19 protein-coding genes are annotated in these 23035 nt (G+C 71.3%); 16 read left to right on the forward strand and 3 right to left on the reverse strand.

The window, feature by feature from the left end; genetic code table 11:
* Window positions 1-518 precede the first annotated feature (518 nt).
* The 11 genes from JYK17_RS34300 (at window position 519) to JYK17_RS34350 (ending at window position 14067) form a co-directional block, all read left to right on the forward strand.
* The gene (locus JYK17_RS34300) at window positions 519-1994 is read left to right on the forward strand and encodes a xanthine dehydrogenase small subunit (protein ID WP_222811915.1); all 1476 of its coding nucleotides are present in this window, start codon (window positions 519-521) and stop codon (window positions 1992-1994) included.
* A complete protein-coding gene (xdhB, locus tag JYK17_RS34305; RefSeq protein WP_108015678.1) occupies window positions 1991-4375 on the forward strand; it encodes a xanthine dehydrogenase molybdopterin binding subunit in 2385 nt (794 codons plus the stop codon). Before JYK17_RS34300 ends, xdhB begins: the two co-directional genes overlap by 4 nt.
* 1 nt (window position 4376) lies before the next feature.
* Window positions 4377-5186: a xanthine dehydrogenase accessory protein XdhC gene (gene xdhC, locus JYK17_RS34310; protein WP_108015679.1), complete on the forward strand. Its 810-nt coding sequence runs from the start codon at window positions 4377-4379 to the stop codon at window positions 5184-5186.
* A gap of 201 nt (window positions 5187-5387) precedes the next feature.
* Window positions 5388-5891, forward strand: coding sequence for a nucleoside deaminase (locus JYK17_RS34315; RefSeq protein WP_108015680.1), 504 nt, complete (start codon window positions 5388-5390; stop codon window positions 5889-5891).
* Between the two features lie 245 nt (window positions 5892-6136).
* Window positions 6137-6487 carry an ArsR/SmtB family transcription factor gene (locus JYK17_RS34320; protein ID WP_108015736.1) on the forward strand — a complete coding sequence of 117 codons (351 nt, stop codon included), beginning with the start codon at window positions 6137-6139 and terminating at the stop codon, window positions 6485-6487.
* 126 nt (window positions 6488-6613) lie between these two features.
* Window positions 6614-7096 (forward strand): NADH-quinone oxidoreductase subunit B family protein, encoded by a 483-nt coding sequence (locus JYK17_RS34325; protein WP_108015681.1) that lies wholly within the window; start codon window positions 6614-6616, stop codon window positions 7094-7096.
* A complete protein-coding gene (locus JYK17_RS34330; RefSeq protein WP_222811916.1) occupies window positions 7093-9126 on the forward strand; it encodes a proton-conducting transporter transmembrane domain-containing protein in 2034 nt (677 codons plus the stop codon). The genes JYK17_RS34325 and JYK17_RS34330 overlap by 4 nt, the downstream gene beginning before the upstream one ends.
* A gap of 10 nt (window positions 9127-9136) precedes the next feature.
* Window positions 9137-10093, forward strand: a complete 957-nt coding sequence (locus JYK17_RS34335) for a respiratory chain complex I subunit 1 family protein (RefSeq protein WP_108015683.1) — start codon at window positions 9137-9139, stop codon at window positions 10091-10093.
* Window positions 10090-10782 carry a hypothetical protein gene (locus JYK17_RS34340; RefSeq protein ID WP_108015684.1) on the forward strand — a complete coding sequence of 231 codons (693 nt, stop codon included), beginning with the start codon at window positions 10090-10092 and terminating at the stop codon, window positions 10780-10782. Before JYK17_RS34335 ends, JYK17_RS34340 begins: the two co-directional genes overlap by 4 nt.
* Complete coding sequence (locus JYK17_RS34345; protein WP_261996466.1) at window positions 10782-12578, forward strand: proton-conducting transporter transmembrane domain-containing protein; 1797 nt, start codon at window positions 10782-10784, stop codon at window positions 12576-12578. The genes JYK17_RS34340 and JYK17_RS34345 overlap by 1 nt, the downstream gene beginning before the upstream one ends.
* A 4-nt stretch (window positions 12579-12582) precedes the next feature.
* Complete coding sequence (locus JYK17_RS34350; protein ID WP_222811917.1) at window positions 12583-14067, forward strand: hydrogenase large subunit; 1485 nt, start codon at window positions 12583-12585, stop codon at window positions 14065-14067.
* A 232-nt stretch (window positions 14068-14299) separates the two neighbouring features.
* Here JYK17_RS34350 and JYK17_RS34355 read toward each other — a convergent pair whose 3' ends face one another.
* Both JYK17_RS34355 and JYK17_RS34360 read right to left on the reverse strand, forming a co-directional pair.
* Complete coding sequence (locus JYK17_RS34355; RefSeq protein WP_308011730.1) at window positions 14300-14551, reverse strand: DUF397 domain-containing protein; 252 nt, start codon at window positions 14549-14551, stop codon at window positions 14300-14302.
* A complete protein-coding gene (locus JYK17_RS34360; protein ID WP_222811918.1) occupies window positions 14548-15429 on the reverse strand; it encodes a helix-turn-helix domain-containing protein in 882 nt (293 codons plus the stop codon). Before JYK17_RS34360 ends, JYK17_RS34355 begins: the two co-directional genes overlap by 4 nt.
* Before the next feature lie 134 nt (window positions 15430-15563).
* Between JYK17_RS34360 and JYK17_RS34365 the strand changes: the two genes are divergently transcribed.
* On the forward strand, window positions 15564-16904 hold the full coding sequence (locus tag JYK17_RS34365) for a tetratricopeptide repeat protein (RefSeq protein ID WP_222811919.1): 1341 nt from the start codon (window positions 15564-15566) through the stop codon (window positions 16902-16904).
* A 55-nt stretch (window positions 16905-16959) separates the two neighbouring features.
* A complete protein-coding gene (locus tag JYK17_RS34370) occupies window positions 16960-17664 on the forward strand; it encodes a 2'-5' RNA ligase family protein (protein ID WP_128802337.1) in 705 nt (234 codons plus the stop codon).
* Here JYK17_RS34370 and JYK17_RS34375 read toward each other — a convergent pair.
* A complete protein-coding gene (locus tag JYK17_RS34375) occupies window positions 17560-18105 on the reverse strand; it encodes an ATP-binding protein (protein ID WP_128802336.1) in 546 nt (181 codons plus the stop codon). The genes JYK17_RS34370 and JYK17_RS34375 overlap by 105 nt on opposite strands.
* A 399-nt stretch (window positions 18106-18504) precedes the next feature.
* On the opposite strand from JYK17_RS34375, the gene fxlA reads away from it, so the two are divergent.
* The 3 genes from fxlA to JYK17_RS34390 all read left to right on the forward strand — a co-directional run bounded on the left by fxlA (window position 18505) and on the right by JYK17_RS34390 (window position 23016).
* Complete coding sequence (fxlA, locus tag JYK17_RS34380; RefSeq protein ID WP_181362656.1) at window positions 18505-18708, forward strand: FxLD family lanthipeptide; 204 nt, start codon at window positions 18505-18507, stop codon at window positions 18706-18708.
* A 79-nt stretch (window positions 18709-18787) separates the two neighbouring features.
* Window positions 18788-21841 carry a lantibiotic dehydratase gene (locus JYK17_RS34385; RefSeq protein ID WP_222811920.1) on the forward strand — a complete coding sequence of 1018 codons (3054 nt, stop codon included), beginning with the start codon at window positions 18788-18790 and terminating at the stop codon, window positions 21839-21841.
* Window positions 21841-23016 (forward strand): lanthionine synthetase C family protein, encoded by a 1176-nt coding sequence (locus JYK17_RS34390; RefSeq protein ID WP_241662340.1) that lies wholly within the window; start codon window positions 21841-21843, stop codon window positions 23014-23016. Before JYK17_RS34385 ends, JYK17_RS34390 begins: the two co-directional genes overlap by 1 nt.
* Window positions 23017-23035: the final 19 nt, after the last annotated feature.

The raw sequence follows: 23035 nt of genomic DNA on the forward strand, positions 1-23035 counted from the left end.
TCAAGGACAGCCCGCCCGGATTCGACCCCACGGCCGCCGCCTTCGACGCGGACGACAACGCGAGCAACGGCTTCGTGGAGACCGAGCAGTACTGACCACCGAAAAACCCAGCAGTACTGAACACCGAAGGGCCGGACCACGCCACGTGGTCCGGCCCTCGGTCCGATGCCACCCCTTGACCCCCGATGCCACCGGCCACTAATTTGCGATAAGCGACGACCCGTATGCACGAAGGAAAGGAGGCGACCAGCGGATGAACACCAGCTCTGATCTCGGTCGCCTCGCCCAGCGCAACGTCTGGGTTCCCGGTCGTATCGCGCACGGCTGCTGACCAGCCGTTCTCCTGTGCCCTCTCGCGGCACGTTCCGGGTTTTTCCCCGTCACCATCTTCCGGTACACCGTTGACGCGTGCCGTTTTGCGCCCGCTCCTGTGATGTGGCGCGTCTGAACACAGAAAGCTGCCTGAAATTGGCGAACATCATGAATCGATCTGTCACGCACCGAAACGAAGGCCTGTCATGACAGAGGCGCGCATCACGGTCAACGGGAAAGAAACACCGATCGCACCGGCCGCACCCCACACCACCGTGCTGGATTTTCTGCGCGAGCGCGGTCTCACCGGCACCAAGGAGGGCTGCGCCGAGGGTGAGTGCGGCGCGTGTTCGGTCCTGGTGGCCCGTCCCGGGGTGCACAAGCCCACCGACTGGGTGGCGGTCAACGCCTGCCTGGTACCGGCGGCGGCGCTCGACGGCCAGGAGGTCATCACCTCCGAGGGGCTCGCCACCGTCGGCGCACCCGGCACACCCCCCGAACTGCACCCGGTGCAGCAGGAGATGGCGGTCCGCGGCGGCTCCCAGTGCGGTTACTGCACGCCGGGATTCGTGTGCAGCATGGCCGCGGAGTACTACCGTCCGGGCCGCTGCGCGCACGCGGACCCGAGCGGCGGCACCGAGGCACACACCGACCCCGAGCACGGCCCCAACGGCTTCGACCTGCACGCCCTGAGCGGCAACCTGTGCCGGTGCACCGGCTACCGCCCGATCCGCGATGCCGCCTTCGCCGTAGGGGAACCCGCCGACGAGGACCCGCTCGCGCGGCGCCGTGAGCAGGCCCCGCCCGCCGCGGTCGCCACCGAGTACGCCCGGGACGACAGCACGTTCCTGCGCCGCGGCACCCTGGCCGAGACGCTGCGGGAGCTGCGCGAGCGGCCCGACGCGGTGGTGGTCGCCGGCTCCACCGACTACGGCGTCGAGGTCAACATCCGCTCCCGCCGGGCGGGTTGCGTCATCGCCATCGACCGGCTGCCCGAACTGCGGGAGCTGCGCGTGGAGTCCGACCACATCGAGATCGGTGCGGCGCTGACCCTCACCGAGATCGAGCGCCGGCTCGACGGCCAAGTACCGCTGCTGGCAGAGCTGTTCCCGCAGTTCGCGTCCCGGCTGATCCGCAACGGCGCCACCCTCGGCGGCAACCTGGGCACCGGCTCGCCCATCGGCGACAGCCCGCCGGTGCTGCTCGCCCTGGAGGCCTCGCTGCTGCTCGCCGACGCCGACGGGGAGCGCGAGGTCCCGCTGGCGGACTACTTCACCGGCTACCGGCAGAGCGTGCGCCGTCCCGGCGAGCTGATCCGCGCCGTACGCATTCCGCTGCCACTGGCCCGGGTCACCGCCTTCCACAAGATCGCCAAGCGGCGCTTCGACGACATCTCCAGCGTCGCGGTCGCCTTCGCGCTCGACATCGAGGACGGCATCGTCCGCAGGGCACGGATCGGCCTGGGCGGGGTTGCCGCCACCCCGATCCGCGCCCTCGCCACCGAGGCCGCCCTGGAGGGCAGGCCGTGGACGGTCGAGACCGTCGAGGCCGCGGCCCGGGTGCTGCGCGGCGAGGGCACGCCGATGGACGACCATCGCGCCAGCTCCCTCTACCGCTCCGCGATGCTCGGCCAGAGTCTCAAGAAGCTGCACGCACAGACCACCGAGGCGGTGTCGTCATGAGTCATCTGTCCGAGCGTCCCGAGAAGCCCGCCGTCGGCGTCGCCCTGCCGCACGAGAGTGCCGTCCTGCACGTCACCGGCACCGCGCTCTACACCGACGACCTGATCCACCGCACCAAGGACGTGCTGCACGCCTACCCCGTGCAGGTGATGAAGGCGCACGGCCGGATCACCAGGCTGAACACCGGGCCCGCGCTCGACGTGCCCGGCGTGGTCCGGGTGCTGACCGGCGCCGACGTACCCGGTGTCAACGACGCCGGCATGAAGCACGACGAGCCGCTCTTCCCCGACGAGGTCATGTTCCACGGCCACGCGGTGGCCTGGGTGCTCGGCGAAGACCTGGAAGCGGCCCGGCTCGGAGCCGCGGCCGTGGAGGTCGAGCTCGACGAGCAGCCCGCGCTGATCACCCTGCAGGACGCGATGGCCGCCGACAGCTACCACGGCGCCCGGCCGCTGATGGAGAGCGGCGACATCGACGCCGGTTTCGCCGACTCGGCGCACGTGTTCACCGGTGAGTTCCAGTTCTCCGGCCAGGAGCACTTCTATCTGGAGACCCACGCGGCCCTCGCCCAGGTCGACGAGAACGGGCAGATCTTCATCCAGAGCAGCACCCAGCACCCCTCGGAGACCCAGGAGATCGTCTCCCATGTGCTCGGTGTGCCCGCCCACGAGGTGACCGTGCAGTGCCTGCGCATGGGCGGCGGCTTCGGCGGCAAGGAGATGCAGCCGCACGGGTTCGCGGCCGTCGCCGCGCTCGGCGCCAAGCTCACCGGCCGCCCTGTCCGCTTCCGGCTCAACCGCACGCAGGACCTGACCATGTCCGGCAAGCGGCACGGCTTTCACGCCTCGTGGAGGATCGGCTTCGACGCCGACGGCCGTATCCAGGCCCTCGACGCCACGCTGACCGCGGACGGCGGCTGGAGCCTGGACCTGTCCGAGCCGGTCCTCGCCCGGGCGCTGTGCCACATCGACAACACGTACTGGATCCCCAACGCCCGCGTCGCCGGGCGCATCGCCAAAACCAACACGGTCTCCAACACCGCCTTCCGCGGCTTCGGCGGCCCCCAGGGCATGCTGGTGATCGAGGACATCCTGGGCCGCGTCGCCCCGCAACTCGGCCTCGACCCCATGGAGTTGCGCGAGCGCAACTTCTACCGGCCCGGCCAGGGGCAGACGACGCCGTACGGCCAGCCGGTCACGCAGGCCGAGCGGATCTCCACCGTCTGGCACCAGGTGCAGGAGAACGCCTCCCTCGCCGACCGCAGGCGCGAGATCGCCGCGTTCAACGCCGCGCACCCGCACACCAAGCGGGCGATCGCGGTCACCGGCATCAAGTTCGGCATCTCGTTCAACCTCACCGCCTTCAACCAGGGCGGCGCGCTGGTGCTGATCTACAAGGACGGCTCCGTCCTGATCAACCACGGCGGCACCGAGATGGGCCAGGGCCTGCACACCAAGATGATCCAGGTGGCCGCGACCACCCTGGGCATCCCGCTGCACAAGGTCCGCCTCGCCCCGACGCGTACCGACAAGGTGCCCAACACCTCGGCGACCGCGGCCAGTTCGGGCGCCGATCTGAACGGCGGCGCCATCAAGAACGCCTGCGAGCAGCTGCGTGAACGGCTGCTGCGGGTGGCCGCCACCCAGCTCGGCGCGAACGCCTCCGACGTACGCATCGTCGAGGGCGTCGCGCGCGCCCTGGGCAGCGAGAAGGAGCTGGCCTGGGACGAGTTGGTGCACACCGCGTACTTCCAGCGGGTGCAGCTGTCGGCGGCCGGGTTCTACCGGACCGAGGGGCTGCACTGGGACGCCAAGACGTTCCGCGGATCGCCGTTCAAGTACTTCGCCCACGGCGCCGCCGCGACCGAGGTGGAGGTCGACGGCTTCACCGGCGCGTACCGCATCCGGCGCGTGGACATCGTGCACGACGTCGGCGACAGCCTTTCCCCGCTGATCGACATCGGCCAGGTCGAGGGCGGCTTCGTGCAGGGCGCGGGCTGGCTGACGCTGGAGGACCTGCGCTGGGACACCGGCGACGGGCCAGGCCGCGGCCGGCTGCAGACCCAGGCGGCGAGCACGTACAAGCTGCCGAGCTTCTCCGAGATGCCCGAGGAGTTCAACGTCACGCTGCTGGAGAACGCCACCGAGGAGGGCGCCGTCTACGGCTCCAAGGCCGTGGGCGAGCCCCCGCTGATGCTGGCGTTCTCGGTGCGGGAGGCGCTGCGGCAGGCGGCTGCCGCGTTCGGGCCGCGCGGGGTGAGCGTCGAGCTGGCCTCGCCCGCGACACCGGAAGCGGTGTACTGGGCGATCGAGGAGGCCCGGGCCCTTCGCGACCCGGCCGCCGTCGACGGCCGCGCGGTGGAAGCGCTGAGCGGTGCCTGACATGACCTGGGTCGCCGCGGTCGCGCGGTTGCGGGCACGCCGGGAGACCGGCGTCCTGGTGACCGTCGCGACCGTGCGCGGCCACGCCCCGCGCGAGGCCGGCGCGAAACTCGTCGTGGGGGAGACCGGGACCTGGGGCTCGATCGGCGGCGGCAACGTCGAGGCCGTCGCGATCGGCCGCGCCCGGGAGATGATGGCCGCGGCCGAGCGGGAGCCGGAGCTGATGGACTTCGCCCTGAACGACAAGGTGACCAACCAGCACGGCGTGCAGTGCTGCGGCGGCACGGTGACGGTGCTGCTCGAACCGCTGCCTGTGGTACGGGCGGTGGCGATCTTCGGCGTCGGCCACGTGGGCCTGGAACTGGCGCGCATCCTGTCCCGCCAGGACCTCGACCTCCATCTGATCGACACCCGCTCTGACATCCTCACCAAGGAGCGGCTCGGCGTGCTGGCGGACGCGGTGGCGCAGGTGCACGTGCATCACACGCCGCTGCTGCCCGAAGAGGTGCTTCAGGAACTGCCGCGCGGCACTCACGTCCTGATCATGACCCACGACCACGCCGAGGACGCCGCGCTGTGCGACGCCGCCCTGCGCACCGATCACCTCGGCTCCATCGGTCTGATCGGCTCGGCGGCCAAGTGGGCGCGGTTCCGCAAGCGGCTGTCCACCGAGGGAGGTCACGAGGACTCCGCCATCGACCGGATCAAGACCCCGATCGGGCTGCCCGACATCACCGGCAAGGAGCCCGCGACCATCGCCGTGAGCGTCGCGGCCGACCTGCTGCGCACCTTCGAGACCGCCGGGACCTGACGTCGAAACCGCCGGGACCTGACTTCGGACGAATCTCCAAGGGTGCCCCGCCGACCAGCCAGGTCCTTCATGGTTTCGGTGACTGACCCCCGACGGTACCCGGCGGGTGTACTTGCGAACGACGCCGATACGACGCCGAATGCGACACCGAAAACGACGCCGATACGGGGAATCCCCGCCGTGTGCCCACAAGGAGTGACCGTGACCGCGTACACCCAGGAAACGAGCATCGCCGACCTCGAGCGCGGCTGGCTGGACGAGGCCATCGGCCTCGCCACCGACAGCGTGCACAACGGCGGCGGCCCGTTCGGCGCCCTGATCGCCAAGGACGGCGAGGTTGTCGCGATCGGCAACAACAAGGTCACCTCGGACCTGGACCCGACCGCCCACGGCGAGGTGAGCGCGATCCGCCTCGCCTGCCGGAAACTGGGCACCTTCTCGCTCGACGGCTGCGTCCTGGTCACCTCGTGCGAACCGTGCCCGATGTGCCTCTCCTCCGCCCTGTGGGCGCGCGTGGACCGGATCGTCTACGCCGCCGACCGCGACGACGCGGCGGTGGCCGGCTTCGACGACCGCAAGTTCTACGACCTCTTCGAGAAGCGCCCGGCGGAACTGTGGCCGATGGCGATCGAACGCCTCGACATGCCCAACCGCACGGCCCCGTTCGACGCCTGGCTGGCCAAGTCGGACCGTATCGACTACTGAAACGGCGCCACCCGCGGCGGACCGATTCCCACACACCCCCCTCGCAGCACCTAGAGAGTTGCTAAACTTAGCAATTGTTGATTTCTGCACCGCCGGCTCGCGGCGGTGCGGCCCTCCCGCGCGGATTCCGCCTGGCCGTAGCCGCAGGCGAGGATGGGCCACATGTGTGTGACGAGTGGGTGGACGCGATGTACCGAGGACAGGCCGCCGCGGCCGTGCTGCTCCGCTGGGGAGGTGACGGCACGGTGAGTACGCCGCTGTACCAACTCAAGGCCGAGTTCTTCAAGACGCTCGGTCATCCCGCGCGCATCCGGGTCCTGGAGCTGCTGAGCGAACGCGAGCACGCGGTCGCCGAGATGCTGCCCGAGGTCGGGATCGAGCCCGCCCACCTCTCGCAGCAGCTCGCGGTGCTGCGCCGGGCGAACCTCGTGGTCACCCGCAAAGAGGGCTCGACCGTGTACTACTCGCTGACCAGCCCGCACATCGCCGACCTGCTCCGGGTCGCCCGCACCATCCTGTCCGGAGTGCTGGCCGGCCAGGCCGAACTGCTCGCCGACCTGCGGGCCGCCCAGAACCAGGGGAAACCGCCGTCGTAGCGACGCCGCCGTTCGAACCGGCACGGTTCCAAACCGGAGCAAAGTGTCGGCAAACGTCGTAACTCCAGCCGTGGGACGTCTCGTTGGTCTCCCACGGACACGTCCTCACCGAGTCACGGAGTAGGCATGGGCTTGCTGCGCAGGATCCGCGAGACCGGGCGGGCGGCGGAACCCGCCCCGCCGCGCCCCGAGGGCGACGTGCCCGAGAAGGCGCGGGAGCTGGGCGGCTCGGTCCAGGTGCGGTGCGTCGACGCGGGCTCCTGCAACGGCTGCGAGATCGAGATCGCGGCGGCTTTCAACCCGGTGTACGACGCCGAGCGGTACGGCGCCCGGCAGGTGGCCTCGCCCCGGCACGCGGACGTGGCCCTGGTGACCGGGCCGGTGACACGGAACATGGCGGAGCCGCTGCGGCGCACGGTCGCCGCGATGGGCGAGCCCCGTCTCGTGGTCGCCGTCGGCGACTGCGCGATCAACTGCGGGGAGTTCGCTGGTGGTCACGGCGTGGAGGGCGCGGTCGCCGATGTCGTACCGGTGGATCTGACCGTGCCCGGGTGCCCGCCGGAGCCGGACGCCATTGTGGCGGCCCTGCGGAGAGTGACCGGGCGGTGAGCGCGATTCCGGCCGCCCTCGCGACGGCCACCACCCTGGGCGGCGCGGGCGCGCTGGCCGGGCTCGGACTGCCGTACCGGCTGCGCGTGCCGGTCGTCGGACTGCTGACGGCCGGTGCGGGCGTGGCCGGTGCTGCGGCGGGCGTGGCCGCGCTGGGAGGCAGCCGGTGGGCCACCGACCTGCCCGGACTGCTGCCGCTGGTCGGAACGCATCTGGCGGTGGACGCGCTGGCGGGCGTCTTCATGGCGGTGGCCGGGGCGGTCGTCGTCGCGGTCGCGGTCTACGGCGTCGGCTACGCGGCCGGGCACGGTCCGCACGGGCTCGGCTCGCGCACCGCGCAGGCGATGCTGCCGCTGTTCGCGCTCACGCTGGTCCTGGTACCGGCGGCGGCCTCGGTGTCCACGTTCCTGGTGCTGTGGGAGCTGATGGCGCTCGTCTCCCTGCTGCTGGTCCTCGCCGAACACCGCGAGCGTGCCTCGGTACGGCAGGCGGGCGTCTGGTACGCGGTGATGACCCACCTCGGACTGGTGCTGCTGCTGGCCGCGTTCGCGCTGTTCGCCGCCAGGGCGGGCGGCGAGACCTTCGCCGCGCTGCGGGCCGGCGCGCACACCGTCTCGCCCACGGTGCGCGGACTGGTCTTCGTCCTGGCCGGGCTGGCGTTCACCTCCAAGGCGGGCGCCGTGCCGCTGCACGCCTGGCTGCCGCGCGCGCATCCCGAAGCACCCAGCCCCGTCTCGGCGTTGATGAGCACCGCCATGGTCAACCTCGGCGTCTACGGCCTGATCCGCACCGGCCTCGACCTGCTCGGCGGCGGCCCGGCCTGGTGGTGGCTGGGCCTGATCGCGGTGGGCGGGGTCAGCGCGGTGTACGGAATCCTCCAGGCGGCGATGGCCTCCGACCTCAAGCGCCTGCTGGCCTACTCGACCAGCGAGAACATGGGCCTGGTCTTCATCGGTGTCGGCGCCTGCGGGCTCTTCACCTCCTACGGCGACCGGCCGCTGGCCGCGCTGGCGCTGGCCGCCGCGCTGCTGCACGTCGTCAACCACGCCGCGTTCAAGGCCCTGTTGTTCTGCGCGGCCGGGTCGGTGGTGCGCTCCACCGGGCTGCGGGACCTCGACCGGCTCGGCGGCCTGCGCTCGCGGATGCCGGCCACGGCCGGACTGTTCGCGCTCGCCGCTCTCGGCGCGGTGGCGCTGCCACCGGGCAACGGGTTCATCAGCGAGTGGCTGCTGCTGCAGTCCCTGATCCACGGCCTGCAGGTGCCGGGCGTCGCGGTGGCCGTCGTGCTGCCCCTGTCGGTGGCGCTGATCGCGCTGTCGGCCGGCATCGCCGCCGCCGCGTTCGTCAAGGCGCTCGGCGTCGGCTTCTTCGCCCGGCCCCGCAGCCCACGCGCGGACGGCGCGCGGGAGGCACCGCCCCTGATGATCGCCGGAATGGGACTGCTCGCCGCCGCGTGCGTGGCGCTCGCCCTGGTGCCGGGGCTGCTGGGCGACGCCCTCGACCGTGCCGTGAGCGCGATCGGACTGCCCGGCAGCGGCGCGCTGTCGGGAGGCGGAGTGCGGGTGCGGCTCACGGACATCTCGGCGTCCCTGTCGCCGCTGTGGGTGGTGGCCGCCCTCGCCGTCGCGATCATGGCGGCCGTGGGACTGCCCCGGCTGTACGGGCGCCGCCGGCGCCGAATGAACGCGCGCTTGTGGGACTGCGGCGGCGGGGCGCCGACCCCGCGCATGGCGTACACGGCGACCTCGTTCGCCGAGCCGCTGCAGCGCGTCTTCGACGACGTCCTCGCCCCCGAGCAGGACCTGAACGTCACGCCCGTGCGCGAGTCGGCGTACCTGGTGGAACGGGTGCGCTTCGAGCGCCGGGTGCCCGACCGGATCGAACACCGGCTGTACGAGCCGGTGTTGCGGGCCCTGGCCGGGACGGGCCGGTCCGCGCGGCGGCTGGCGGGCGGCAGCGTCCACCTGTATCTCGGCTACGGCTTCGTCGGCCTGGTCGTCCTGCTGGTGGCCTTGGCGGTGGGCTGGTGAGAGCGAACTGATGAGTGCTGTCGGATATGCGGCCGTGGCCGGGCAGATCGTCGTCGTCGGCGCGGGGGCGCCGCTGCTGACCGGGTGGATGCGGCAGGTGCGGGCCCGGTTGGAGGGCCGGGCCGGGGCCGGGGTGCTGCAGCCCTGGCGGGACACGCGCAAGCTGCTGCGCAAGGAGCCCATCACGCCGGTCGGGACCGGGAGCGCCTTCCGGACCGCGCCCGCGCTGCTGGTCGCCACCACCGTCGTGGCCGCCGCCCTGGTGCCGCTGCTGTCCACCGACACCCCGGTCAGCTCCCACGCGGACCTCATCCTGGTGGTGGCGCTGATCGCGCTGGGCACCGTGGCGCTGGCCCTCGCCGGACTCGACACCGGCACCGCGTTCGGCGGGATGGGCGCCTCCCGGGAGATGACCGTGGCCGCGCTGGTGGAGCCGACCATCCTGCTGTCGGTGTTCGCGCTGTCGATACCGGCCGGGACGACCAACATCCCGGCCATCGTCAGCGGCGCGGTCGACGAACCGGGCCGCCTCGCCTCACCGGCCGGACTGCTGGCCACCGCGGCCCTCGCGGTCGCCGTGCTCGCGGAGACCGGGCGCATTCCGGTGGACAACCCCTCCACCCACCTCGAACTCACCATGATCCACGAGGCGATGGCGCTGGAGTACGCAGGACCCGACCTGGCCCTGGTGGAACTCGGCGCCCAGATGCGGCTCACCCTGCTGCTCGGGCTGCTGTCCTCCCTGTTCGTGCCCTGGGGCATCGCCACCGGCACCTCCTGGGCGGCCCTCGCGGTGGCGCTGGTGCTGTTCGCGGCGAAGGTGTGCCTGCTGGGCGCGGTGCTCGCGGCGGCCGAGGTGTTCTGGGCGAAGATCCGGCTGTTCCGGGTGCCCGAACTGCTGGCCGGGTCCTTCCTGCTGGCGCTGCTCGCGGTGACCGCCTCCTACTTCCTGAGCGGAGCGTCATGAGCGGCGGCCTCTACACCCAGCTCCTCGACCTGGCCTGCGGCGCCTTCCTGCTGGCCGCCGTGATCGTGCTGTGGGTGCGCGAACTCACCGCGATCATCCGGGTCTTCGCCCTGCAGGGCATCGCGCTCGCCGCCCTCGCGGTCCTGCTCGGCGCGCACGAACACCGGTGGGACCTGGTCGGCGTGGGCGTCGGCATCGGAGCGCTCAGAGCGGGCGTGCTGCCGTATCTGCTGCGCCGCGCGCTGGCCACCCTCACGGCGGACCGGCAGCGCTACGGCACCGCCGCGGCCGAGACCCGGGAGACCCAGCCGCTGGTCAACGTCGCCGCCTCGCTGCTGACCGCGGCCCTGCTGACGCTCCTGGCCTACGCGGTCGCCCGACCCCTGACCGCGCTGGACCCGACCCCCGCCACCCGCGCCCTGCCGGTCGGTCTCGCCGTCGTCCTGATCGGCTTCTTCGTGCTGGTGACCCGCAGGCGGGCGCCCGCCCAGGTGGTCGGCTTCCTGCTGCTGGACAACGGCATCACCGCGACCGCCCTCCTGGCCACCTCCGGAGTACCGCTGATCGTCGAACTCGGCGTCTCCTTCGACGTGTTGCTGGCGGTGCTGGTGCTTCAGATGCTGACCACCCGGATGCGGGAGGCGTTCGGCACCACCGACATCGACGACCTGCGGGAGCTGCACGACTGATGGACCCCACCGCTTCCGCTCTGCTGCTCACCGCGCCCGCCGCCGTGCCGTTCCTCATCGCCGGCGCGTACGCGGTCCCCGCCCTGCGCCCCCGCGCGACCGCCGCGACCCACGCCCCCGCACAACTCGCCGAGCCCCGCCGACGCGTGTCCGCCCAGGGTTCCGTCCTGGTGACGGAGGCACCCGAGTCCGCACTCGTGCCCGGACCCGCCCCCGTGCCCGGACCCGCCCTCGTGCCCGAGCCCGCCCCCGTGCCCGAGCCCGCCACCGTGCCGGGACCTCCCCCCGTGCCCGCACTCGCCACCGCGTCCGAGCCCGCCACCGCGTCCGAGCCCGCCACCGTGCCCGAGCCCGCCACCGTGCCCGAGCCCGGCACGGCGCCCGAGCGGCCTGGGCGTGGACGTGGACGCGGGTGGGACTGGACCGGGCTCCTCTCACCCGCAGTGATCCTCACCTGCGCCGGCCTGCTGGCGAAGGACGTGGACGACGGCGGATCCCGGCGGGCGTATTCGGGTCTGCTGCGTGCGGACGCGCTGACCGTGTGGATGCTGCTGGTGGTCGGCGCGGTCGCCCTGGTCGCCTGCGGCTCCGCGCCGACGTATCTGAGCGGCGAGCGGGCCGCAGGGCGGGCGAGCGAGCGGTCCGTGTGGCGCTACCACGTTCTGGTCCAGGCGTTCCTGGCCGCGATGTGCCTGGCCGTCGTCACCGCCAACCTCGGCGTGCTGTGGGTCGCCGTCGAGGCCACCACGATCGTCACGGCCTTCCTCGTCGGCCACCGCCGCACGCGGACGTCGGTGGAGGCGGCCTGGAAGTACGTGGTGATCTGCTCGGCGGGCATCGCGCTGGCCTTCCTCGGCACCGTGCTGATCTACTACGCGGCCCGGCAGGCCGGCATCTCCGAGGCATGGGCGCTGGACTGGCCCACCCTCGCCGCCCGCGCCCACCGGCTCGACCCGGCGGCGACCCGGCTCGGCATCACCCTCGTCGTCCTCGGCTTCGGCGCCAAGGCCGGTCTCGTCCCGCTGCACGCCTGGCTGCCCGACGCCCACAGCGAGGCACCCGCGCCGGTGTCCGCCCTGATGTCCGGAGTCCTGCTCTCGGTCGCCTTCGCCGCGATCCTGCGCTACCGCGTCATCGCGGACGCCGCTCTCGGCGCCGGCTTCACCCGGGTCCTGCTGGCCGGGATCGCGCTGCTCACCCTCGCCCTCGCGGCCGCACTGCTGCTCGCCCAGCGCGACCACAAGCGGATGCTGGCCTATTCGTCCATGGAGCACATGAGCCTGATCGCCCTGGCCACGGCGATCGGCAGCCCGCTCGCGCTGTCCGCCGCACTGCTGCACATCGCCGGCCACGGGCTCGCCAAGTCCGTCGCCTTCTGCGCCTCCGGCCGCATCCTCCAGCTCACCGGCACCACGCGGATCGGACGCGTGCGTGGCCTGATCGCGAAGGCGCCGCCGCTGGCCGGGGCGTTCGGGCTCGCCGCGTTGGCGCTGATGGCGTTCCCGCCGTTCAGCCTCTTCGCCTCCGAACTCGGCATCGCCCGGGCCGGTTTCGCCGCCGGGCGGGGGCTCGCCTGGGTCACCGCGGCGGCCCTGCTGCTCGTACTGGTCGTCTTCGCCGCGCTCGCCGTCCGCGTCGCCCGGATGCTGCTCGGCACGGGAACACCGGTAACGGAAAGCCCGTCCGCCGTATGGCCGTTGATGCTGGGCCTGGCTGCCTGCGCCGCCCTGGGCGTGAGCCTCGGCCCGCTCACCGACCTGCTGCACACCGCGGCCGGGACGATCGGAGGCCACTGACGTGATGCGCACCACGCACGAGATCGACGCCACCGAACTGCCCCTGCGGGCCGAACGGTTGCTGGCGGACGGCCACCGGCTCGCGCTGATCGCCGCCCACCACGACGACGACGGCCTGCGCGTCGTGTACCTGTTCGTCTCCGGCCCGCCGGACACCCGTACGGAACTCCACGTCCGCCTCGACCCCGACCGGCCCGAGGTGCCTTCGCTCGCCCATCTCTCCTTCCCCGCGGGCCGGTTCGAGCGCGAGATGCGCGACCTGTTCGGCATCGTCCCCCTCGACCACCCCCTGCCGCGCCGCCTGGTCCGTCACTTCCACTGGCCGCGCGGCTGGTACCCGATGCGCCCCGACGCGGGACCGGCGCCGGCCTTCGGCGAGCAGGAGGGGCCGTACCCCTTCCTGGAGGTCGAGGGCGACGGCGTGTACGAGATCCCGGTCGGCCCGGTGCACGCCGGCCTGATCGAGCCCGGTCACTTCCGCTTCTCCGTCGTCGGCGAGACCATCCTCAAGCTCAAGGCCCGCCTCTGGTTCGTCCACAAGGGCGTGGAGAAGCTGTTCCAGGGGCGCTCGGTGGCAGCGGGACTCCCGCTGGCCGAACGCATCAGCGGCGACACCGCCGTCGGCCACGCCCTCGCGTACTGCCTGGCCGTCGAGGAGGCCACCGGCACCGAGGTCCCCGTGGCGGCCCAGAACGCCCGCGCGATGCTCCTGGAACTGGAGCGGATCCACAACCACGTCGCCGACCTCGGCATGCTCTGCAACGACGCCGGCCACGGCGTCCTCAACGCCCAGGCGCAGCGGGTGCGCGAGCAACTCCTGCGCCTCAACAAGGAGATCACCGGCCACCGGCTGCTGCGTGGCGGCGTCGTCCCGGGCGGCGCGGCCCTGCACGCCCTGCCCGACCCCGGGCGCCTGAAGGCGATCGGCGAGGACGTCCGCGAGATCGCCGACCTGGCCCTGGGCCACTCCACCGTCCGCGACCGCTTCACCGGCACCGCGATCCTGCACGCCGACGCCGCCCGCACGATGGGCTGCCTCGGCTACGTCGCCCGCGCCAGCGGCCTCGGCGCCGACGCCAGGACCGGCCACCCGTTCACGCCGTACGACGGCACAGGGCTCACGGTGCCCGTCCACGACAGCGGCGACGTCCTGGCCCGCTTCCTGGTCCGCGCCGAGGAGATCGACGTCTCCCTGACCCTGATCGAGTACTTCACCGAGGGACTGTCGGCCCCCATGACCGTGCTGTCACCCCCGCCGCCGTCCGCAGCGGCCCCCCGCACCGGCGTGGGCATCGTGGAGGGCTGGCGCGGCTCCATCACCACCCGCGTCGAACTGACCCCCGACGGCACCCTGACCCGCGTCAAGCCGGTCGACCCGTCCTTCTTCAACTGGCCCGCCCTACCGGTCGCCCTGACGGACACGATCGTCCCGGACTTCCCCCTGACCAACAAGAGCTTCAATCTCTCGTACGCGGGCAACGATCTCTGACGGTTTCGAGTGGGGCCCATTGCAAGGGGGGTTCAGATTCTGCTCGCACTGGGCGCCAGTCGCTGAACGGCGCCCACCGGCCGATGCAAGACTCCCGATGGCGATAGTTTCCCCAGCGATACTGTCGTCGGCGCTACCATTCCCCCTTCACGCCCGTCTTGAGACGGGGGCACCTGTGCCCACCATGACGGCTCTCACGGCTGTCTCTCACGCGCCAGTTCGCCTTTGGGTATCAACGCTCGCTGATCGACCCGTTGGCAATCCCGCCAACCAGCGCGCGCATCGTCGCCGTCGAGAAGAGCAACGGCCCACGGCTGATGTCCTTGGAGTCGCGTACTGCGGCGCGGTCGCCCAGCGCAGCAACTTCCACGCAGTCGTTCGCACCCCCGCTGTATGAGCTTTTCCGCCACCGCGCGCGTGCGAGATCGACGTCGTGCGGAGCTGTCGTGACATAGCGCGGGACGGCCATGCGGGGCGTGCTCACTCTTCGAGCTCCTTGCTGATGTGTGCGATGCGGGTGCGGGTCTCCGACGTGTCGAGGGCGGTGTCCCTCAACTGCTCAAAGATTGCCGTGTAGTTGTCGACGTCCTCCGGGGATTCGAGATACACGGAGTTCTTGGGGTTCTCCAGCCACACCAGGTTCGGCGTGGGGGCGGGGAAGGTCAGGATGACGAACGGGCCGTACAGGCCGGGATGCGCTCCGAGGGAGAACGGCAGCAGCTGGACGGTGACGTTCGACTGCTCGCTCGCGTCCACCAGTTTCCGCAGCTGATCGTGCATGACTTCTGTGGAGCCGACCGTCCTGCGCAGCACGGCTTCGTCGAGGATCGCCCAGAGTCTGGCGGGGGTTTCACTGCCCAAGCGGCTGTTCTGCCGCTCCATGCGGACCCTGACCAGAGACTCGACCTGTGGCGGTGACAGCTCCTTCCTCATCTGGGAGATCACGGCACGGGCGTAGCTCTCGGTCTGGAGAAGTCCCGGCACGAGCATCGGCTGGTAGCTGGCGAGGTGCGTCGCGCCGGCCTCCAGTGCGAGGTACCCGTCGTAGCGGGTCGGGGTGAGCACTGTCGAGTACTTCCGCCACCAGGGCTTCTGCTGTTCCTTGTCCGCCCGTACGAGATCGAGCACGTCGGCGCGCCGGTCCTCGTCTTTGACGCCGTACAGGTCCAGCAGAGCCCGGACGAGGATTGGCGTCGTACCTCGTTCGCCGTTCTCGATCCGGCTCAGCGACCCCTGGTTCACCTCCAGTTGATCGGCGACCTCGGTGAGGGTGAGCCCGGTTGCGTCACGCAGCTCCTTCAGTCGGGCCGCGAGCTGCCGTCGGTACACCGACTGCGGGACCAGGCTTTTCTTCAAGGCCATGCCGGAAGTCTCTCCGTACCGGCGACACCTCTACAACCCATACGAGTCAACTTCACCAGACATATTGTCCAGTTGCTTGTTGCGTCGGCATGCTGTCAGGCGTCACGGCGCGTGTTCGTAGGGGAGGGTGGGCCATGCCTCGGACAACGCTGCTTCGGCAGCTGCTCCAGCAACGGCACCTGACGACGCACGAGGCTTTCGCGGCCCAGTACGAGCGGGCCGCCGCCCGGCTGGCAGAGCTCGACCAAGACCCCCGACTGGCGTCCCTCCAGGTTTCTCCACGTCAGTTCGACCGCTGGTACGGCGGGGAGCTGCTGACTCTGCCCCGCCCTGACGCCTGCCGGGTTCTGGAGCACATGCTGGGCAGATCCGTGTCCGAGCTGTTCTCCACGGCGCACGAGGGCGACTCCGCGCACGACCACAACGAGGAGGCGAGCACGGGCCGGCAGGGGACGAGTGCGCCTCCGCCACGCGAGGACGACGAGAACCCACTGGACATCGTCACCCGGGCCCGGCAGCTCACGGCCGGCAACGCCGACGACGCGACGCTCGCCTTCCTCGACTCCTCGCTGGAGGACATCGCCGGCCGGTACGAACAGGACGGGCCGTACGTCCTGCGCCCCCAGGCCCGCCAGGTGCGGCAGCTCGCTCACACTCTCCTCGACGGCCGCCAGCCCCCACGCGCCCGCCGGGAGCTCTTCCGCCTCGCCGCTCGCGCCTCCGGCCTGCTCGGCTACATGGCGGTGAACATGGGCGACTTCGCGCTGTCGGAGGCGTACTGCACCGAAGCCCGGGATCTCAGCCGTGAGATCGGCGACCTGGACACCGACCTCTGGGCGTGCGGCACCCTCTCCTTCAGCCTGTACTACGCCGGCCGGTACGACGAGGCGGACGCCTGCGCCGCCGCGGCCGTCGAGCGCGCCCCACGCCACGCCCAGTCCATCCGCCTACTCGCCAACGGCCGCGCCCAAGCCCTCGGCAAGACCGGCGACCGGCGTGCCGTCGAGCAGGCCATCGGACAGGCGCTCCGCCTCTCCGACCTCCACGAGGTGACCGTCGGGCTGACCTCCTGCATCTCCTTCGAGCCGTACGGACGGGCAAGAACCCTGGCCAACGCCGTAACATCACACGTGGCGTTGCGGAACACGGCCCAGGTACTGCGCGACGCCGAGCACATCGACGATCTCGTGGAGCACTCGACCTCCTCCTGGAGCCGTTCGCTCGTACGTCTCGACGTCGCCACTGCGCTGTTGCAGCAGCGCACGCCCGAAATCGACCACGCGATGGCGCTGGGCTGTGAGGCCCTGCGGCTGTGCGGTGACACACCGATCAGCTCCGTCTACCAACGCTCCCGAGACCTGCACGAGCAGGCCGGGCCGTGGCGTGATCACCGGGCGGTACGCGATTATGGCGACGAGTTCCGGACCTGGAGCTCGCAGCCAGCGGCCCTGGCCATGGCCTCATCCGCGTCGTAGGCGCCGAGGGTGTCGTCGTACTCCAGGGCAGTGTGAAGCCGAAGGAGTACGTCGGGTGCCCCTGCTCAGCGCCGATCCCGCCGCGTTCCCCGCCGAGCCCCCCGCCGACACGCACGATCCAGCGGTCACCGCGGCCCACGACTGGGCGGCGTTCAGGGCACTCGACGAGATGACCGACCACTGGGCACGCCCTGGCTGGTCGGACGGCAGCCGGGCGTACTACTGGATGCTGACCTTCCCGGATGATCAGCGGCTCGCTGCTCTCGCCGGGCACTGTCTGGAGGAGCTGGCGTCCCTCGGCCTCGACCCGGTGCCGACGGACGGCTTGCACATCACCCTCGCCCGAGTCGGTACGCCGGGAGCCGTCAGCCCTGGCCAACTGGACAGCCTGGCCCGGGAAGTCGAGGCGCTGCTGCCTTCCGCGTTCTCCGTACACGCCATGCCGCTGGCCGGGTCCCGAGGCGCTGTCCGCCTGTCTCTCGGCCCCTGGGAACCCCTGCTCCGGCTGCACCACGCGCTGGCCCGGGCGGGGAGCAGCGTCGGCCTGGCCCCGAAAAAGCCGACGTCCGCCTTCCGGCCGCACCTGAGCCTCGCGTACAACAATCGACGGCGTCCCGCCGCGCCCGTCGTGGAGACGGTCTCAGGACTTCGCGCTCTACCGGCTGTCGAACTCTCCGTCTCCGCCATCCAGTTGGTGGAACTCCGCCGCGAGGGGCGAACGTACCGCTGGGATGTGCGGAGGAACGTCGCGCTCAGGTAGCCCGCCGGTGGACAAGGCGAGAATCACGACCAATTCCTTGCCGATCGCCGTCGGCCGGACGGACCACGCGGAGGCCAGCTCGCCGACGAGCAGCAGTCCGAGACCACTGCCCGTCAACTCATTGACCGGCTCCTCGGCAGAGCGTGCCCGCACCCTGGAGACATCCCGTCCCGTGTCATGGACGCGCAGTACCGCCACGTCCTGGTAGATCTCCACACACATGCGGTCCGGTCCGCCGACTGTGTGCCTGAGCGCGTTGCCCACAAGCTCCGAGGCGATAAGAACGGCGTCGTCGACCCGTTCCGGTGCGGCACGTCCATCGAGGAACTCTCGTACGTGTCTGCGCGCGAGACCCGAAGGCTCGGTGCAATCCGCCAACTTCACCCAATGACGCCATATCGGCATCCGCCTGCAGAGGCGCTCTTCGTCCACCGCGTCCATCGCCGCTTCTCGTTTCCGCTTGGCACTGGATCGATCAGCCTCGTCACGCCGGAGCCGCGGCGGTACGCCGCAGCTCCGCCTCTCCGCGCGCTGCCGGACGGCGGACAAACGGCGTGCTGACGGCGTACCGCCGCCGACGGCCCCCGACGAGGCTCTTCGTCGAGGCGCCGGACCTTTGGCGTCTCGGCTCACGTGGCTGGAGGCAACGCGGAATGCGCGCCAGTGCTGGGCAGACCGCACCACACGAGGTGCCCCCGGGCACGCAGCGGACGGGACCCGGTCGACCGGAGAGGGGCCGCACCCAAGCTGCGAACGCAGAAAGCCGGCCTGCGGCAATCCATACGCAGGCCGGTCGGAACGACGAACCGTTCGGAACCTTCCGACAGAACAGGAAATGCGATGACCGCAACCATGCTCAGCCCGATCATGACGGCCACCACCGGGGCGTCCGCTGCGACGGCCACCCCCGAGGCGCCCGCCGACCCGTTCGACGTCGACCTGACCATCGTCACGGAGATCGGCGCCGACCTGCTCCCCAAGGCGTGCGGGACCGGTGACGGGTGCGCGGCTTCCTGCGCATCGTCCTGCGCCAGCGCCGTCTGACGACGGCTCATGCGCGGGGTCGGGGGCGCAGCCGCCCCCGACCCCGCTGGTTCACAGCACTGACGGCGGAGGCATGGGGATGGGAAGCGACGGAAAGCTCTACCAGCACACAGGCGCGGCGCTGTTGCGGGCCGCCGCGATGCCGCTGACGGGTCTGCCGACTTGGTGGCCAGACCCCTCCGACACAGAGGCGTGCCGCAGGTGGCTGAAGCAGGTGTGGGCCGATGCGCGGTTCGCCGACGCCGTCCGGCAGGGAAGCGACGATCTGGCCACACGGGTCGACGCGATCTGCGCTGGGCATCCGACACGCTACAAGCAGGTCCGTCGCGCCGCCATGGCGACCATCCGCTACTTGTTGCGGGCCACCGGGCGACCGACCCCGTTCGGCCTCTTCGCGGGAGTCACCGCAGCCGGCGTGGGTTCGACCCCACATGTGAGGTGGGGAGGCGCGCATCAGGCCGTGGTGCGGGTGGACACCGAGTGGCTGGACGACGTCATCGTCCGCTTGGAGGCGTGCCCGGCCCTGCTGGAGCGCCTGGATGTCGTCATGAACAACCTGTCGGCGCGCCGCGGTGGACGTCTGCACGTCCCACACGGCGGACCGATGGGCGCCACCATCCGGCGCACCAGCGCGGTCCGCGTGATCGAGGACCTCGCGCGCGGCCCGGTCCGCTTCGCCGCCCTGGCTGAGCAGTTGGCGGCCTCCTTCCCCCGAACCGAGCCGCGGAACATCCGCACACTGCTCGGCGCGCTGGTGCGCGAGAAATTCCTGATCACCAGTTTGCGCGCGCCGATGACCGACACCGATCCGCTGTCCCACCTGATCGAGCGGCTGCACGGCGCGGACGCGCGCACGGTGCCGCAGGTGGCGCAGGTTCTGCACGAACTGGAAGCTGCGCAACGCGCCGTGCACGAGCACAACCGGCGCCCGGCGATCGCGCAAGGGCCGGCTCGGGAGGAACTCACGGGTCGCCTGCGTGGGCTCTCCGACGCGGGTCGAAGCCCTTTGGCCGTCGACCTGAGGCTGGACGCCGAAGTACGGATCCCCGAGAGCGTCGCGCAGGAGATGGAGAGAGCTGCCGATGCTCTACTGCGGCTCACGCGCCGACCGGCGGGCCAGGGTGTGTGGAAGGAGTACCAGGTCGCGTTCTGGGAGCGGTATGGCACCGGCACGCTCGTGCCGGTGAAGGAGGTCGTCGACCCGGCGTCCGGACTCGGCTATCCGGCCGGGTACCCCGGCAGCCGCATGACCGCACCGCCCCCGGCAGTGTCCGAGCGTGACGAGCGGCTGCTGGCCCTCGCCTGGCAGGCGCTGGCCGACGGCAGCCAAGAGGTCGTCCTCACCGACGGCCTGATCGACCGCCTGGCCGGCGATGCGCCGACCGGGCAGGAGGTACCACCACACGTGGAGATGTGCGCGCGCCTGCACGCCGACAACATGTCCACCCTTGAGCGCGGGAACTTCACGCTCACGGTGACACCGGCCCGCGCCGCGGGGACGCTCACCTCCCGGTTCACTGCGGTCGCCACCGGCACGGGACTCGACGAGGTCTACCGCCAAGTTCCCACGGGCGTCGAGAACGCGCTGACCGCCCAGCTCTCCTTCCCGCCCCTTTACCCGCACACAGAGAACGTCGCCCGTATCCCCGCTTATCTTCCTCACGTCATCCCGTTGGGCGAGCACCGCAGCCCCGACGACAACACCACTCCGACGGTCATCGACGTCGACGACCTCGCGGTCACAGCCACGCACACCCGCCTGTACCTGGTCTGCATCTCCCGCCGTCGCCTGGTGGACCCGCAGGTCTTCCACGCCATGGCCCTGGACAAGCAACCTCCGCCCCTGGCCAGGTTCCTGGCGCACCTGACACGCTCCTTCGGCCCTGCCTGGACCGGCTTCGACTGGGGGCCGCACGGCGCACGGCTGCCATTCCTGCCGCGCGTCCGCTACGGGCGAGTGATCCTCTCTCCCTGTCGCTGGAACCTGACCGCCGACGACCTGCCAAGCCGTGGCGCGGACATGCGGGAGTGGACCGACGCTCTCGGCCGGTGGCGGAAGCGCCGGCACTGCCACGGCACCGTCGAGCTGCGGGAGGACGACCGGGCACGTCGGCTCCAGCTCGACGTGCCCGCCCACGCCGCGGTCCTGCGCGCCCACCTGGACCGGGAAGCCCATGCCGTGCTCATGGAGGCGCCGGCCGAGGAGGCCTACGGCTGGATCGGCGGCCACGTCCACGAGATCGCCCTGCCGATGACCAGCACCCGCCGACCGATACCCGACCCGCTCTCCGGCTTCCTCCCCGTCCTCACCAACAGCACTCTCGGGCCCGTGCCGGGTGCGGTGCAGGCACCCTGGCTGAACGCCAAGATCTACAGCCACCCCGAACAGTTCGACGAGCTGATCGGCACTCACCTCGCGTGCCTCGTGGCCCAACTTCCAGGCACACCCGAGTGGTGGTTCGTCCGATACCGCACCCCGAACGACTTCGACCACCTGCGTCTGCGTATCCGCACCCGCAGCCCCGGGCAGTACGCCGCCTGCACCGAGCTGGTCGGCCAATGGGCCGCCGGGCTGCGACGCCAAGGGCTCAGCAGCGGGCTCGTGTTCGACACGTACACCCCGGAGATCCGACGCTACGGACCAGGTGCGGCACTGCGCAGGGCCGAGGCGGTCTTCACGGCCGACTCGGCCTACGCTCTCGCCGCCCTGCAGGGCCCCGCAGCCGACGGCATCGACGGACGCGCGCTGGCCGCGGTCGGCATGGTGGACATCGCCTGTGGCTTGCTCGGCCCCGACGAGGGCATGCAATGGCTGGCGAACCGCCCCGCGCCTCCGGCCCGCGTCGAGCGAGGCGTCAGCGACCAGGCCGTCGCACTCGTTCGCCACACCACGCCTCGGGCCCGCGGCTGGGGCGAGGCGCTCGCCCAAGCGTGGCACCGTCGCGCCGTGGCCCTGGCGCTGTATCGCGAGCGCCTCGCGGAGAGCATGGACCTCGACTCCGTGCTGGAATCCTTGCTGCACATGCACCACAACCGTCTGCGCGGCCTGGACCGGGAGGACGAGAGGATCTGCCGACGCCTTGCCCGTCAGTCCGCCGTCGCATGGGCCGCCTGGCCGGGGGAGAGCCGCTGATGAACTACGACGCGCCGCCCACACCCACGGGGCCCGGCTGGGGGCAGTCGCTGTACTCCGGCGCGGCGGGAGTCGCGCTGCTGCACGCCGTCAGGGCCCACACCGGCGAAGAGGACCGGGACGCGCTCCGGCCGTGGGCCGCCGCCATGCTCAAGGGCCCGATCCAGGCTGTGCCCGAAGCATGTGGCCTGTACGAGGGCGCCCCGGCCGTCGCCTACGTCCTCAGCTTCACGCACACGAACACCGCCACACGCGCCCTGGCCACCCTGGACACACACCTCGCCGACGTCACACGCCATCGTCTCAAGCGGGCGCACGCCCGCATCGATCGCGGCGCGTTGCCCACCCTGGGCGAGTTCGACCTCATCAGCGGACTGACCGGGCTGGGCGTGTACCACCTGCACCGCGGCCACAAGACGGAGCTTCAGGACGTCCTCGCCTACCTGGTGCGGCTGACGGAACCGATCACCATCGAGGCGCAACGTCTGCCCGGCTGGTGGACAGGAGACAGCCCTGATCTGCGACCGATGCCGCAATGGCCAGGCGGACACGGCAACTTCGGCCTCGCCCACGGCATCACGGGACCGCTGGCGCTGCTGGCCACGGCCCTGCGACAGGGCCACACAGTGCCCGGGCAAACGCAAGCCATCACCCGGATCTGCGGCTGGCTCGACCGGTGGCGCAACGACACAGGCTTGCGCGCCTGGTGGCCGGACTTGATCACACGAGCCGAACACCGACTCGGCGAGCTCCAGCGCTCAGGACCGAGACGCCCGTCCTGGTGCTACGGCACCCCCGGCATCGCCCGCGCCCAACAACTCGCCGGCCTCGCCCTCGGCGACCGTGACCGGCAAAGACAAGCCGAGCAGGCCCTGGCCGGATGTCTGGCCGACGACCAGCAGCTCGCCCAGCTCACCGACACGTCCCTCTGCCACGGCTGGGCGGGGCTCACCCAGACCATCTCCCGTGCCGCCGCCGATGCCGTAGACGACGAACTCGCGTCGCATATACCCCGCCTGAATGCGCGGCTCAACAAGCATGTGGACCATCGCGGACTGCCGGACGGCGTCGGCCTGATGGACGGATCGGCAGGCATCCACCTGGTTCGTCTCACCGACCCCGTCAGCACGGCGATCACCGCTTCCTGGGACCGTTGCCTGCTCCTGAGGGGATGAAGCCGCGACCCACACCCGC

The sequence above is a fragment of the Streptomyces plumbidurans genome, from assembly GCF_019857225.1.
Taxonomy (GTDB): Bacteria; Actinomycetota; Actinomycetes; order Streptomycetales; family Streptomycetaceae; genus Streptomyces; species Streptomyces plumbidurans.